11 protein-coding genes are annotated in these 14,201 nt (G+C 47.7%); 10 read left to right on the forward strand and 1 reads right to left on the reverse strand.

All coding sequences use genetic code 11. From position 1 onward, the window contains the following. The first annotated feature begins 7 nt into the window (after positions 1–7). The 10 genes from J7E78_RS15870 to J7E78_RS15915 all read left to right on the forward strand — a co-directional run bounded on the left by J7E78_RS15870 (position 8) and on the right by J7E78_RS15915 (position 12,338). Positions 8–1,204, forward strand: coding sequence for an HpcH/HpaI aldolase/citrate lyase family protein (locus tag J7E78_RS15870; RefSeq protein ID WP_397330582.1), 1,197 nt, complete (start codon positions 8–10; stop codon positions 1,202–1,204). Beyond that, positions 1,134–2,567: a phosphoribosyltransferase family protein gene (locus J7E78_RS15875; protein ID WP_215077212.1), complete on the forward strand. Its 1,434-nt coding sequence runs from the start codon at positions 1,134–1,136 to the stop codon at positions 2,565–2,567. The genes J7E78_RS15870 and J7E78_RS15875 overlap by 71 nt, the downstream gene beginning before the upstream one ends. Next, positions 2,564–3,715: a cysteine protease StiP family protein gene (locus tag J7E78_RS15880; protein WP_215077213.1), complete on the forward strand. Its 1,152-nt coding sequence runs from the start codon at positions 2,564–2,566 to the stop codon at positions 3,713–3,715. Before J7E78_RS15875 ends, J7E78_RS15880 begins: the two co-directional genes overlap by 4 nt. Continuing rightward, positions 3,715–4,563, forward strand: a complete 849-nt coding sequence (locus J7E78_RS15885; RefSeq protein WP_215077338.1) for an HAD family hydrolase — start codon at positions 3,715–3,717, stop codon at positions 4,561–4,563. Before J7E78_RS15880 ends, J7E78_RS15885 begins: the two co-directional genes overlap by 1 nt. Continuing rightward, complete coding sequence (locus J7E78_RS15890; protein WP_215077214.1) at positions 4,564–5,613, forward strand: ATP-grasp domain-containing protein; 1,050 nt, start codon at positions 4,564–4,566, stop codon at positions 5,611–5,613. A gap of 266 nt (positions 5,614–5,879) precedes the next feature. Further along, a complete protein-coding gene (locus J7E78_RS15895) occupies positions 5,880–6,635 on the forward strand; it encodes a hypothetical protein (RefSeq protein WP_215077215.1) in 756 nt (251 codons plus the stop codon). Positions 6,636–6,646: 11 nt separating this feature from the next. After that, complete coding sequence (locus J7E78_RS15900) at positions 6,647–7,750, forward strand: toxic anion resistance protein (RefSeq protein WP_215077216.1); 1,104 nt, start codon at positions 6,647–6,649, stop codon at positions 7,748–7,750. Positions 7,751–8,130: 380 nt separating this feature from the next. Next, positions 8,131–9,939, forward strand: coding sequence for an ABC transporter ATP-binding protein (locus J7E78_RS15905; RefSeq protein ID WP_215077217.1), 1,809 nt, complete (start codon positions 8,131–8,133; stop codon positions 9,937–9,939). After that, positions 9,920–11,758 carry an ABC transporter ATP-binding protein gene (locus J7E78_RS15910; protein WP_215077218.1) on the forward strand — a complete coding sequence of 613 codons (1,839 nt, stop codon included), beginning with the start codon at positions 9,920–9,922 and terminating at the stop codon, positions 11,756–11,758. The genes J7E78_RS15905 and J7E78_RS15910 overlap by 20 nt, the downstream gene beginning before the upstream one ends. Before the next feature lie 244 nt (positions 11,759–12,002). Further along, a complete protein-coding gene (locus J7E78_RS15915) occupies positions 12,003–12,338 on the forward strand; it encodes a hypothetical protein (protein ID WP_215077219.1) in 336 nt (111 codons plus the stop codon). A 182-nt stretch (positions 12,339–12,520) separates the two neighbouring features. Here J7E78_RS15915 and J7E78_RS15920 read toward each other — a convergent pair whose 3' ends face one another. After that, entirely contained in the window at positions 12,521–14,173 is a 1,653-nt protein-coding gene (locus tag J7E78_RS15920; protein WP_215077220.1) for a bifunctional metallophosphatase/5'-nucleotidase, read from the reverse strand. Positions 14,174–14,201: the final 28 nt, after the last annotated feature.

Consider the following 14,201-nt stretch of genomic DNA (forward strand, 5'->3'; position numbering starts at 1 on the left):
TTTGAGTCTGGAAGAAGAAGATACTTTATTTTTCTCTTCACCCGTCTCGTTCAATCACCGGACTTCCAAAGATTTACTGGCATATGCTGTTGGGGCTGCTTTATATATGCCCGCGACGCGCACACATATCGCGGACGACATTATAAATGGTAAACATGAAGGTCTGACGACCATTATTATTGATCTGGAGGACGCTGTGGGTGACGACCAAGTAGAGTTTGCCGAGCAGTGTCTGGTACAGCATCTAACTCAACTGATGACTTATATGGAGACAGGCATGCTGAGTCAGGATCAAATGCCTCTTCTGTTTGCTCGCGTACGTTCACCACAACAGTTGGAATGCCTCATTGATACGTTGGGAGAATTGGTGTCCATGCTGACAGGCGTGGCTTTGCCCAAGTTTTGTGTGGGCAATGGAAGAGCCTATTTCGAACAGATCCGCAAGTATAATCAAGGGAAACCGGATCATGTTCCCGTTCTCTATGGAATGCCTATATTGGAAACGGCTTCAATTATATATCGGGAGACACGTTGGGAGACCTTACTGGGCCTTCGAAACATCCTCGATGAAAATGTTGAATATGTGCTCAATGTACGCATTGGTGCGACCGATTTCTCCAGCCTTTTTGGACTACGTCGAAGCCCGGAACTCACCATATACGATATCGCCACGATCCGCGACTGCATCTCGGATATTATCAATCTGTTTGGTCGGATGGACAAGCCGTATGTGATTTCGGGTCCTGTCTGGGAATATTTCAGTCAGCGGGAGCGCGTGTTCAAACCTCAATTACGACAGACTCCATTCGAAGAAACCCTGGGCAAATCAGGGCTGCATCTGAGAATGAAATATATTACGAATACAATGGATGGATTGATGCGTGAAGTCATGATGGACAAGGAAAATGGAATTGTAGGCAAAACGATCATTCATCCTTCTCATATTAAGCCCGTACAAGCCATGTACGTTGTTACACATGAGGAATATTCCGATGCTCAAGACATCATCGCCCGTAATGACGGCAGCCTGGGTGTGTTCAAAAGTAATTACTATAACAAAATGAATGAGATTAAACCACACTTGAGCTGGGCGAATCGAATTCTAATCCGATCACAAATATATGGGGTGTTACATGAACAGCAGCATTTTGTCGGGCTCTTGCCCAAGCACGAACAACAACATAACTACGTTCCCAATTCTTGATCAATTCAGTCTGAACGTTCAGGTTACACATAACCCGCTGCAACTGCCACTGGAATCACTATTTTCCATGGCTGCACGAATCAATAAAAAACGTTCATTTTTGTTTGTAAGCAGACTGCTGGGCAAGCACATCCCGGTTAACCCGTATACCTCGCTTCTGAGTGGCGCGGCATTGGCTGTTCTGTTATATGAGCACCTGACTGAAAAGACGGAAGAGACGAAAGTTCAGATCACCGAGTGGAAACAGGAAATGGTCGAAGGTTTGATTGATCCCAAGCAAGCTCGGCAAGTGTACGACATGTTGTTGCAAGAAAAGTTGAGTTTGCCGGAAACGATTCGTTTTGTTGGTTTTGCCGAGACAGCTACAGCGCTGGGTCACAGCATGTACGAGATGTTTGCTGATCATGCTTCCTACATTCACACCACTCGCGAATATGTTCCAGCGATGCGTCCGGATATTCAATTTGAAGAAGAACATTCCCACGCGATGGCTCATCGCTGTTATGCGTTAGATCACGAAGCTTTTGCAGGAGAGGGCCCGATAGTTCTGGTGGACGACGAGATTACGACGGGCAAAACGACGTTGAATATCATTCGGGATATTCAGGCCAGATATCCTCGGAAGCAATATGTGATTGCTTCACTGTTGGACTGGCGTACGGAAGCGGACGAGAATCGATTTGCCGAGCTGGAAGCTGAACTTGGAATTACTATTACACCGTTAAGCCTGTTGAAGGGCCGTATTGAAGTAGTGGGTACTCCAAAGTTGGAAGCAACACAGCAAGATGAGCAGCTATCCCGTCCTGCCGTAACGCTTCAAACCACTACCGTTGCCGATGCCTTCGATCAGCTGCACGCTACTTCGGAGGATGGTGAAGGTAAACGTAGCACTGCGAGCTACGTCCAGCATACGGGCAGGTTTGGTATGCAATCGCGTCATAATGGTGTATTACGTCAGGAGATTAGCCGGATTGCAGAACGACTTCGGTCGCAGCGTACGGGAGAACGGACTTTGGTGATGGGAACAGGGGAGTTCATGTACATTCCAATGCGTGTTGCTGCCGAGATGGGAGAAGGCGTGTTCTATCAATCCACTACCCGGAGCCCGATCCATACACATCCGGCTCCGGAATATGCTGTTCGTAGTGGTGCCGGATATGCCTCACCGGAAGACGCATCTGTTCGTAACTTTATCTATAACATCGCTCCGGGACAATATGACGAGATTTTTGTTCTGCTGGAGAGACAGATGTCCGAAGAGCGAATGGAACCGATGGTGAAGGTACTGGAGCAGTTGGGATGTGGACACATTCATATCGTATATTGCGGCTTGCCAGAGAAGACAGGGGACAACCAGCAATGAACTTAAATACACTGGAGCTAATCAGACAACGTGAGATTCAGTCTCCCGAGCCGATGGGCAGCTATGCTGCATCGGACGTTGTTTTCCTACTGAAGGATATCAGTCATGTTGATCTGGAAAAGGGAACGGGTGAACGAGAGCAGGCGATCCAATCCGGGATTCATTATTCGGAGATGCTGCCCGTGGAATATCAGCCTACAGCAGAATACATCGAACTGTTCCATCAGACGCTGGAACAATCCGCCGCGAGAATCGCACGTCATACCGCGATCGTGGCTGAGAAGATTGTAGAGCGCAGGGGACTGGATCTTGTGCTGGTATCTCTGGCTCGAGCCGGAACCCCTATTGGCATCCTGATCAAGCGTTATATTGAATTGAAATACATGGTGACGATTCCGCATTATAGCATCTCGATTATTCGTGGCAAGGGTATGGACGAGAACGCAATTTTATATATTTTACAGCAGCATGGGCTGGAAACAGCCATTCAGTTTGTAGACGGTTGGACTGGCAAAGGGGCTATTCGCAAAGTGCTGAAAGAATCCTGTGATCAAATGGAACGGACTTATGGCGTAAGCCTCGATGAAGATCTAGCTGTGTTGGCCGATCCGGGGCAATGTTCAGGCACATTTGGGACAAGGGAAGATTACCTCATTCCTAGCGCTTGTCTGAATTCCACGGTCTCCGGACTGGTGAGCCGTACAGTGCTTCGGGATGATCTGATTGGGCCGGCAGATTTTCACGGGGCCAAATGGTACCGTGAATGGTCCTCTGACGATGTGTCGAACCAATACGTGGATACTATTGCTCAGCATTTTCCACAGGTGATGAACCAAGCGGAACTTCGTACGGACGTTAATTCTACAGGTACTTCGGAAATCACCTGGAAAGGCTGGCAGGATATTGAGTCCATTCAGCAATTCTTTGGCATTGCGAACATCAATCTGATTAAACCTGGAATCGGAGAAACAACCCGGGTGTTATTACGCCGGGTCCCTTGGAAGATTCTTGTGGATCGACTGGATAATCCGGATTTGCAACATATCAGGATGCTCGCCAGAGACAGGAATGTGCCGGTTGAGGTATATCCGGGATTAACCTATTCCTGTTGCGGCATTATTCAATCCCTGGGAGGTGGCGGAGAATGATGATCTACGCAAGTGATCTGGACCAGACGCTGGTGTACTCCCGTCGTGCGCTCCGTATTCCCGAAGATACACCGGGACTTGTTCCCGCAGAGTGGATTAACGGCAAGTTATCTGCTTTTATGTCAGCATATGCACTGGAGCGGTTGCAGTCTTTGCCACAAGACATTGTATTTATGCCTGTGACGACACGTACCGTGGAGCAGTACCGGCGCATTCATATTTTTCAGAACGAATGTATTCCGAAATATGCGGTGACGAGCAATGGTGGCAACATCATTGTAGACGGTCAGGTAGACGATGAATGGAACCTGCATATTCGTTCTTTGCTTCGTCAGCAGGCAGCTGCTCCCGAAGAGATCCTGGATTTATTTGACGATGTGCTGAGCCCGGAATGGGTAATTAATAAGCGATTGTGTGATGAGCTGTTCTATGCACTGTTGATTGAACGTGACAAGCTTCCAATGGAGCGCATTGCGGACAAGATTCGGGTGTTAGAGACGCTTGGTTGGGAGAGCTCGATTCAGGGGCGCAAGCTCTATCTGGTGCCTTCGGCCGTAAACAAACGAGCTGCAGTGGAGCATATTAGGCAACGTATCGGTGATGTGCCTGTGATTGCTTCAGGTGACTCTTTGCTGGATCGTTGTTTGCTGGACTTTGCGCAGTATGCCATTGCTCCATCTCATGGAGAGCTGCATGTGGAGAGACAGCGTGTACCTGAGCAAGTACCGTATCAATTTACGGAACAATTTGGTGCTTTTGCAGCGGATGAGATTCTCGATTACGTCCACCGTATTCATAACGATCAACAGACCCAGATAGACCATGCCGAGATAAGGGAGACCGTATAAATGAAAAAAATGAAGATTTACTTCAACCGCTGGTTCTCTGTAACGTATCATTATATGAATGCGATTCGGGACAATGAGGATGGGTTTGAATTTGAAATCTACGGCACGCATCCTGATCCGGGACACATGGCATTACAGGGCTGTGATGTTGCAGAAGTTGAACCGCGTGTAACAGGCCGGGAATATGTAGATTTTTGCCTCGACTTTTGCCGTCGTCATCAGATTGATGTGTTTATTCCACGCTGGAACATGCTGGATATCAGCAGACATATCTCCTTGTTCGAAGAGATTGGTACACGGGTTATCGTATGCTCGGATACGGAATTGCTGGAACAATTGATGGAGAAAGACCGCTTCTATGAATCGGTGCGTGAGAAGGGCATTATGGAGATTCCGGATTATTTCACCGTCAGTAATGCTGCACAATTCCAGCAAGCCTATGAGGCGCTGCGTGCACGTGGACATGATGTATGCTTCAAACCATGTAATGGTGAGGGCGGCATGGGATTCCGGGTGATTAACAATGAACGTGATCCGTTGCAGGAGTTGTTCGGTTATGCGCTTAACTCGATATCATATGAAGATGCCCTGCGTGCTTTCTCTTCTGCTCCGTCCTTTCCCAATGTCATGGTGATGGAGGTGCTGGAAGGATATGAATACAGCATTGATTGTCTTTCGGACCGCAATGGGAAACTATTAACGGCTATTCCGCGTAGAAAAGAAAGAGGACGTTTGCGTTTGCTCGAAGAAAACGAGGAATTGCTGGCGATTGCCCGCAATGTGGCAGAGGTATATCGGATTCCTTATAATTTTAATATTCAGATGAAATATCGCAAGGATACACCGAAGCTGCTTGAGATCAATCCGCGAATGTCGGGTGGATTGCATATGTCTTGTCTGTCGGGCGTGAACTTCCCTTATCTGGCGGTCAAGTCTGCACTTGGCCATGATATTGGACCACTTCATCCGAAGTTTGGCATACTGGGAAGTCATATCGAACAGCCATTTATAATCGACGTTCAGAAGGTAAGCGGAGTACACCACGTCTAGCTGAGAATTTCCCTCAACATTGACACCTTCTGGATGGTTTTTTTACAATACGGATGAGAGGTTATTCAAAAAGTCTACTTTTGATTACGAATAATGCCTTACGGCATCATCAGCATCGAATATGAAACTCAGCCGAAATGTCCGTTGCTCACGTAGTTTTCCTACGCTCCGCTACTCCATTTCTATCTTCATTCCATCTTCTCGGTACTGAAAACCAGACTTTTTGAATATGCACTTTATGTGTTGTTAAGGCAGGAGGACAAGTAATGTTACGGAAAACGAAGATAGGTATAGGCGCATTGGTCGGTTATGGTCTCGCGGCAATCACGAGTCCCTTTCTACCAGATGTTATCACGTGGGCAATTCCGGCACTGGCAACTGTGGTCGGGGGACTGATTCCTTCACGTTCCACGCCACGTACACAGGTGGAGGGTTCGTCATCAGCCTCTGTACCCATTACAGATATCGGCAATGAGCCACCATCCCGCTTGAATGGTGGACAAGCGCCGAGCGCAGTGCCAACAGGGGTTATAGATGCTTCTACGGCACAGTCCCATGCGAGTTCCACTCCCGCACAACATGCGGGCACAGAACAAGCGAAGCCTTCCCGGACCGAACCAGATCCTGTATTTGATCCGGTGATTGAATACCTGGAGGTTCTGGAGGACATGATCATCTCCGAAGGTCAGAAGAACGAGCTGGATAATGAGATCGTGGAGAAATCACTGGCGTTGTTTGCCCGTTTGCAGCGAGTGATCCCTTCCCTTCAGGAGCTGAACAATGGGGATATCAACCATACGGTACGCAGACTGATTTTGAAAGACCTGAACGGTTTTATTAATCCATTTCTACGTTTGAGTGGAGAAGCCAAACGGAACAATCGGCGTATGCTTCTGAATGGTCTTCGAGACGTGGATTCCAAGATATCGGATATTGTATCAACGATTGAACATAAAGACTTGATGGAGCTCCAGAACAAAGCGGAACTAATACATCAACGGTATAACAGCTCTGAATTATAGGAGGGATTGGCATGGCAACGGAATGGGCTCAGTTGAAGCAGGAAGATGAGCAACGGATTAACCAGGAAGCAACGCAGCTTATTCAAAAAGTGTCCCAAAGTGATCCGGCTCACCTGGATACCTTAATGGATGATATCGGTAAATTGGGTGTGAAAACACAAGAGAGAGCAGGACAGACTCTCAAGCTGCTTGATCGTCCAGTCAATGAACTGATGTCAGGGAATCGGGCCGAGGTATCCAACATGATCCTGAAGCTCCGTGATGAATGTGAGAGTCTGCAGCAGAGTAAAAATGTGAGTTTTGTCGGGAAGTTGTTACGTAAAAGCCCGCTGAAAAACTACGTGTACCGTTATCAATCCGTTCGCACAAACATTGATGCCATCATTAACGGGTTGCGCGACGGCAAGGATAATCTGGAAGAAAGCATCGTGAATATGCGCCAATTGAAACGTTCTTCCATTCAGGAGATCTACAATCTGCAGACCAAAATTTCCTTCGGTAATCAATTAAAAGCATTGTTTGAAACCGAGATCGCCAAGCCTGAGAACGAGAATCGTAAAGCACATCTGGAGCGTGGGTTGCGCAAAGTGGTAACACGTACCCAATCCATGACAGAGATGATCATGCTGTACAATCAGGCGATCGCAGCTACCGACATCATTAATGATAACAATGACAAGCTGATTGATTCCGTTAATAATGCCATTGATAAAACAGCAAATCTGATCACCGTTTCGGCCATGATTGCGATGGCACTTAATGATCAGGAGAAGGTCATTTCTGCTGTGGAAGCTACGAATAAGACGATTGAAGATCAATTCAAGGAGAATGCCAGATTGTTGAAGACAACAACAGAGAAAACGAATGAGTTGTTGTCCAAACCTGCCATGTCCCTTGAAGCGGTCAATCAAGCGATGGGTGATCTGATGTCTGCGCTGGATCTTTCTGAGCAGTCGAATCGCCGGATCATCGAGAGCTGTAATGACTATACCAACAAGATGACAACCCTTAACGCCAAAATGAGTGATCGACTGGGTCTGGAAGGGCCGAAAGCTACTGCCATTCCGGAGAAAAACAAACCGGATTCCAGCGCACTAGGGTCTTTCCTGGATTAGGGTAGGACTCGCTGCATATGGCATGGACATCACTACATGTATTTATTTTCTACGAGGGACGCTGAGTGCGTCTCTTGTTTCATTTGTTCGATAAAATGAAGTTAAAATCTGGGGATAACAGCGATTGGAAGGTTATTCTGTCATCGTAGTATCAGTGTAAATAATCTTTAGTTCAACTGCCAAAATGATGAGAAGTTTATTGTATTGGGAAAAGTAGGGTAATAAGAATAGAAGCGGCATTGTAAAATACGCTATAATAACCATATGTGTACATAGAAATGATTACATATTGGACGAAGTGGAGAAATCAACATGTCTAATGGAGGCTCTGAGCTGGAACGTGTTATCGGTTTAGGGTGCTCCGGCCCGGAGGAATGCTTATGATCAAGTTGTTGTACTACTTGAAGAAGTACCGAGTTGCCGCGATTGCAGCCCTGGTCATGATGTTAATTGAGCTTGCGGTGGAGCTGGCTCAGCCTTATCTGATCTCCAAGATCATTGATAACGGGATTCAGCAGGGAGACCTTTCTGTTGTCTGGTTGTGGGGCGGTGTGCTGGTTGGTAGTGCTGTGGTGGCTTTTGCTGCCGGAATTGCCAGTTCGTTCTTTGCATCCCATGCGAGTCTGGGGTTCGGATACGATCTGCGGGAGAAGTTGTATGAGAAAGTGCAGACGTTCTCTTATGCGGTCTTCAATCGTTTTGCGACATCTTCCCTGATTACGCGACTAACGGGAGATGTTACTCAGGTTCAGGACACCGTCTTCATGAGTCTGCGATTCATGACACGTGTGCCGCTGGTGGTTATTGGTAGCATGATTATGGCAGTAATCGTGAATCCAAGATTGGGTCTGCTGTTGGTTGTCATGGTGCCTGTACTGCTCATTGTTGTGGTGTGGATGATTAAAAAGGCAGCGCTGCTGTTCCGCAATGTGCAGCGCAGACTGGATGCCGTCAACGGAGTCATCCAGGAGAATCTGACAGGCATTCGGCTGATCCGTGTCTTTGTACGGATGGGCCATGAGATTGAACGCTTTGCCGGATTCAGCGGCAAGCTGATGAAAGGCACAATCTCCGCGCTACGCCTGACGGAGACGACAATGCCGTTCATGCTGCTGATGATGAACGTTTGTATCATCGCGGTGTTGTGGTTTGGACGAGTCGATATCGCCTCTGGTAATGCAACTGTGGGTGAAGTGGTTGCCGTCATTAACTATCTGCTTCGCACAATTGGTGCCATGTCTGCGTTGTCATGGATTCTGGTAACCTTCTCCAGAGCAAGCGCTTCGGCGCAACGTCTGAATGAAGTGTTTCATACGGAGGACACGTCGGAGACTGAACAGACGAAGTCGTTATCAACGTCTGCACCATCTGCTGGATCTATGAAATCTTCGCATTTTCCGCAATCTGTATACCCGGCGAAGAAACAGCGCGCTGTGCAGGGAGCGGTTGAATTCCGCAGTGTAGGCTTCAGTTATCCGAATAGTGAAATTACAGTACTGGATAATATCACATTCACTGCAAAAGCGGGGGAGCGCATTGCCATTATGGGAGCAACAGGCTCAGGCAAATCCTCGCTGGTACAACTCATTCCCCGGTTATACACAGAGGACCAAGGAAAGGTACGGATTGATGGTGCTGATGCATCAGAGCTGGATCTGTCCATACTGCGTGGTGCGATTGGTTATGTGCCTCAGGAAGTTGTCCTGTTTACCGGTTCTATCCGGGAGAATATTGCCTGGGGCCAGGAAGATGCTACCTTGGAGGAGATTGTGGAAGCTGCAAAGCGCGCGCAGATCCATGAAACGATTGAGAATTTACCAAATGGTTATGATACATTGCTGGGTCAACGGGGAGTGAATCTCTCCGGTGGACAGAAGCAACGACTTTCCATTGCACGAGCACTGGTACGTAGACCAAGAATTCTAATTCTGGACGATAGCACAAGTGCGCTGGATGTGGCTACAGAAGGCAGACTGCTCGATGCGCTGGAGGAATTGTCGTGTACCACGTTTATCATCACCCAGAAGATCAGTTCGACCACTTCGGCGGACCTGATTCTGCTGCTGGATGATGGACAACTTATTGGACAGGGAAAACATGAAGATCTGATGGAATCGTCAGAGCTGTATCGCCGAATTCATGAATCACAATACGGGGAGGGTGCACAGCATGTTCAAAGCATTCATTGAGCCTTTCCGTCAGCCACCCCCGCCGATTGATCCCGAGACGCTACGGTCAGGTGGTGGACGCAAACCCAAGGCACGGGCGAAGAACTGGTCCGGTACGTTAGGCCGGATCTGGACGTATCTGGCACGGCGTAAGGTCAAGCTGTCCATGGTACTGTTGATGGTGTTCGCCAGCTCTGCACTCGCTTTGCTGGGCCCTTACATGGTAGGGATGGCCGTGGATGATTTTATTGCGGGTGAAGGAGGCTCCAGTTGGACTCGATTTCTGATTGGATTAACCGCAGTGTATGTCTTGTTCTCTTTTACATCCTGGTTACAAAACATATGGATGATCGAAATTGCACAGGAAACCGTGTTCCGCATGCGGTATGATCTGTTCTCCCATCTGCACAAGCTGCCAATTCCATTCTTCGGGAAACGCCAGCAGGGGGAGATTATGAGCCGGGTGACCAATGATATTGAGAATGTCAGCGGTACGCTGAACAGCTCGGCCATCCAGATTTTCTCAAGTGTATTAACACTGCTGGGAACGTTTGGGGTTATGCTCTGGCTCAGTCCGCTACTGACCTTGCTTACTTTTATCGTTGTACCTTTGATGGCCATCGGCATGCGTTGGATTACGCGCAGAACGGGACCGCTCTTCAAGGAGCGGCAGCGTAATCTCGGTGAACTTAACGGTTACATCGAAGAGACATTATCCGGGCAGCGGATCATTAAGGCATTCTCGCAAGAGGAGCGAGTGATTCGCGGTTTTGAGGAGCGAAATACCCGCATCCGGATTTCCGGTTTCTGGGCACAGACGATCTCCGGTTTTATCCCGAAACTGATGAATGGATTGAATAACCTAAGCTTTGCGATTGTGGCAGGCATCGGTGGTATTCTGGCGATTCAGGGTTCGGTTACAGTCGGGGTGATTATTATCTTTGTGGAATATGCCCGTCAATTCACCCGTCCGCTGAATGATCTGGCGAACCAGTGGAATACGTTATTGTCCGCGATTGCGGGGGCTGAGCGTGTATTCGAGGTACTGGACGAAGATGAGGAAGCGAAGGATGAAGGGGCAGCGGTATCTCTGGACAAGGTAGAGGGTGCTGTTCGCTTCGACAAAGTATCCTTTGGATACGATGAAGGACGTAACATTTTGCATGACATCAGCTTTGAAGCCAAACCGGGTGAGATGATTGCCCTTGTAGGTCCGACCGGAGCGGGGAAAACAACATTAATTCAGCTATTATCACGTTTCTATGATCCGACAGGTGGCACATTAACGGTAGATGGACGCGATATGACCACCATTCGGCGTGAGAATCTGCGGTCACATATGGCATTTGTACTACAGGATTCATTTCTGTTTCAGGGCACAATTCGGGAAAATATTCGGTTTGGCCGTCTCGATGCGACGGATGAAGAGGTGGAAGCAGCCTCCCGGCTGGCGAATGCCCATTCCTTCATTGTGCGAATGAAGGACGGGTACGACAAAGTGCTCCAGGCCGACGGGAGCGGCATTAGTCAGGGGCAGAAGCAATTACTCGCCATTGCCCGGGCAATCTTGGCAGATCCATCCATACTCGTACTGGACGAAGCGACGAGCAGTATTGATACTGTCACGGAGATCAAAATTCAGGAAGGGCTGCAACGTCTGATGCAAGGCCGTACCAGCTTTGTCATTGCCCACAGGCTGAACACGATCCGCCAGGCTGATCGGATTTTGGTACTGAAGGATGGTCATCTACTGGAGCAAGGCTCGCATGATGCCCTGCTGGAACAAGGCGGTTTCTACAGCGAGCTGTATTACAGTCAGCTACGTAAAAAGGCGCAATAGTCATTTTGGATAATATGGGACATGTATTAGAGAACTTGTAGGTATGTAAAAAGAGCAGGGATGAGGGCGCGATGCTCCTCACTTCTGCTCTTTTTGCATATTATATTGAATAAACGTGGGAAATGAAACTGCAATTGTGTGTTAAAATATGGATATATTGGAATGAGTCCGTTTTTGGAAGGTTGCCAGACGTATGCCTATAGTCAGTCAAGTGATGTACTAAAAGAGAGGAGGGCAATGCGGAATGGAATTCGAATTTGGGAATGCTGCTATTCTTCTACCCCCTGTTCACATTATTATTATCGCAATCATTATTCTTTTCTTTCTGGTAAGGTGGAGCAAGCAATTAGAAACAAGGCGTTTTACGGTTTTCTTTTACTTTTTGATTAGTACGTTCATTACTCCAATTTATTCTCAAAGTACAACAAAAGGTGTCTTTGAGCTATGGATTCCTTTAGGATTTATAGTAGTTTTCTTGTATTTGATTCGCAGCGAAAGAAATCATCCATCTAAAATGAAAGCGAGTATCTTAGGGTTTTCCATAGCCTTATATCAGTTAATTCTTCAATATTTCGGATAGATTTTAATATTCCCACTAAGGTTATGACTGTTCAGCGATAGTAGCCTCAATGACTAATGTCCATGAACTCCCTGCGGATTACACCGGCAGTTTACGGCATTTAAAATGAGGTAGCCGATTAGAAAACTGATGGGTTAAATGAGAAGGAGCAGGTCCTGTGATCAGGATCTGCTCTTTCTCATTTAACTGCCAACCACCTGCCAGTTATTAGCCTGTTCAACCGTTAACGGTTGATGTCTGCGAATATAATCCTCCACCAGTGCGGCCATGTCTGTGGCACCTTCGTGCAGTACCTTTTTGCCTGGATACATCGCATAATCGCCGCCGCCAGCAGCACGGTAGCTGTTCATCACCACAGAGTACGTGCCATTCATCCCCATTGGTTTGCCTTCACGTTCCAACTTCACAACTCGACTGCCTACAGGTTGGGAGATATCCAATTCGTACTCTAGGCCAGCCCACATATCGTAATTATAATGTTGGGGTTTGGGCTCCATATAAGCCGGATTGACTGCCACCTCGCCAGAAGCATTCACTTCAAAGTAACGAGCCGTTTGTTCCAACGCCTCCCGGATATCCTGACCACTCAACTCCAGAACCGTCAGAGTATTAGGATAGATGAAGTTGGATAACACGTCCCGAACGGTGATGTGACTCCCGAAACCACGAGCTTCTTCACTCAGCATGGCGGTATTGGAGAGCTGCGCTCCAGTCGCTTCCATCTGCACTTGATGTACAAAAGCAATGAATGGATGTGCCTTGAGTCGCAGAGCCGTAGCATTGGTAATAGATAAATCCCCATCCACCTCGCCAATGGGTTGATCAAGCCATGCTTGTGCCTCAGTTTCCAGCTCATCCGTCAGTTTCATGACGGTTGCGTCAGGTTCAATTTCACTATGTTCATCCAGAAGTAACAACCGAGCCTTCTTATCGGTAATCTGCCATTTCCCGCCGGATGATTGTTCCAACTTAACGGTTACATGCCCCGCACCATTTCCACTGAATCCCGGCTGAATGACGGTTACACCATGAATAGTAGCGATAAGTTGACGATGCTGATGTCCGGTTAGCAACACATCGATGCCTTCAATGTCCCGGCAGATGGCATAGCCTTGATTTTCTCCAGTTAACCGTTCGGTGGGCTCGCCTGTCTCCAAATCATTCTCAAATCCGCCATGATAACTCACCACCATTACATCTGGTTGTTCATGCTCATGGATATAGTTAACCCATGCACGAATCGTTTCCAAGGCATCAATGAACTGTAAACCTTCAATATTTTTGGGGTGCTCCCAGTTGGGTATGTAATGCGTAGTTGCGCCCAACAGGGCAATTTTGACGCCTGAAGATAATGTTTTGATCAGATAGGGAGGGCCAAAGGCCGGGATACCCGTACCGGGTGGAAGATCTGATCCAGCGCCTAATTCACTACGTTCAGCTTGTTCACCATACACAATATTGGCCGATAGCCAAGGGAAGTTGGAGACCTCAACTGCTTTGCGTAGCAAGTCCTGACCGTAGTTAAATTCATGATTGCCCATCACTGCAGCATCATAGCCCAGTTCATTCAGTACTGTTATGAAGGGGTGCCCTTCGTTGTTGGAAACCTGTGAAGCAGCATATGAAGCCAAGGGTGATCCTTGCAACAAATCCCCGTTATCCACCAGCAACAGTTCAGGTGAACGTTCGCGTTCCTTACGAATCAGGGAACCCAGGAGGGCAAGTCCTGCCGGGCGGTATGTATTGGTATTGTAATGAATGGGGCGGATGGCCCCGTGCAGATCACTGGTGAACAGGATGTCGAAGCTTGCCGTATGAGTGGTTATGGATGTCATTTTACAATCTCCTCTAATATATAAGTTC

The sequence above is a fragment of the Paenibacillus polymyxa genome (genome assembly GCF_018614975.1).
GTDB classification, from domain to species: domain Bacteria; phylum Bacillota; class Bacilli; order Paenibacillales; family Paenibacillaceae; genus Paenibacillus; species Paenibacillus polymyxa_E.

Bases quoted from the DNA above. Each gene is read 5' to 3' on its own strand.
- J7E78_RS15900 (WP_215077216.1), top strand. From the start codon at position 6,647: ATGGCAACGGAATGGGCTCAGTTGAAGCAGGAAGATGAGCAACGGATT.
- J7E78_RS15875 (WP_215077212.1), top strand. From the start codon at position 1,134: ATGAACAGCAGCATTTTGTCGGGCTCTTGCCCAAGCACGAACAACAAC.
- J7E78_RS15920 (WP_215077220.1), bottom strand. From the start codon at position 14,173: ATGACATCCATAACCACTCATACGGCAAGCTTCGACATCCTGTTCACC.
- J7E78_RS15915 (WP_215077219.1), top strand. From the start codon at position 12,003: ATGGAATTCGAATTTGGGAATGCTGCTATTCTTCTACCCCCTGTTCAC.
- J7E78_RS15895 (WP_215077215.1), top strand. From the start codon at position 5,880: ATGTTACGGAAAACGAAGATAGGTATAGGCGCATTGGTCGGTTATGGT.
- J7E78_RS15885 (WP_215077338.1), top strand. From the start codon at position 3,715: ATGATCTACGCAAGTGATCTGGACCAGACGCTGGTGTACTCCCGTCGT.
- J7E78_RS15905 (WP_215077217.1), top strand. From the start codon at position 8,131: ATGATCAAGTTGTTGTACTACTTGAAGAAGTACCGAGTTGCCGCGATT.
- J7E78_RS15880 (WP_215077213.1), top strand. From the start codon at position 2,564: ATGAACTTAAATACACTGGAGCTAATCAGACAACGTGAGATTCAGTCT.
- J7E78_RS15890 (WP_215077214.1), top strand. From the start codon at position 4,564: ATGAAAAAAATGAAGATTTACTTCAACCGCTGGTTCTCTGTAACGTAT.
- J7E78_RS15910 (WP_215077218.1), top strand. From the start codon at position 9,920: ATGTTCAAAGCATTCATTGAGCCTTTCCGTCAGCCACCCCCGCCGATT.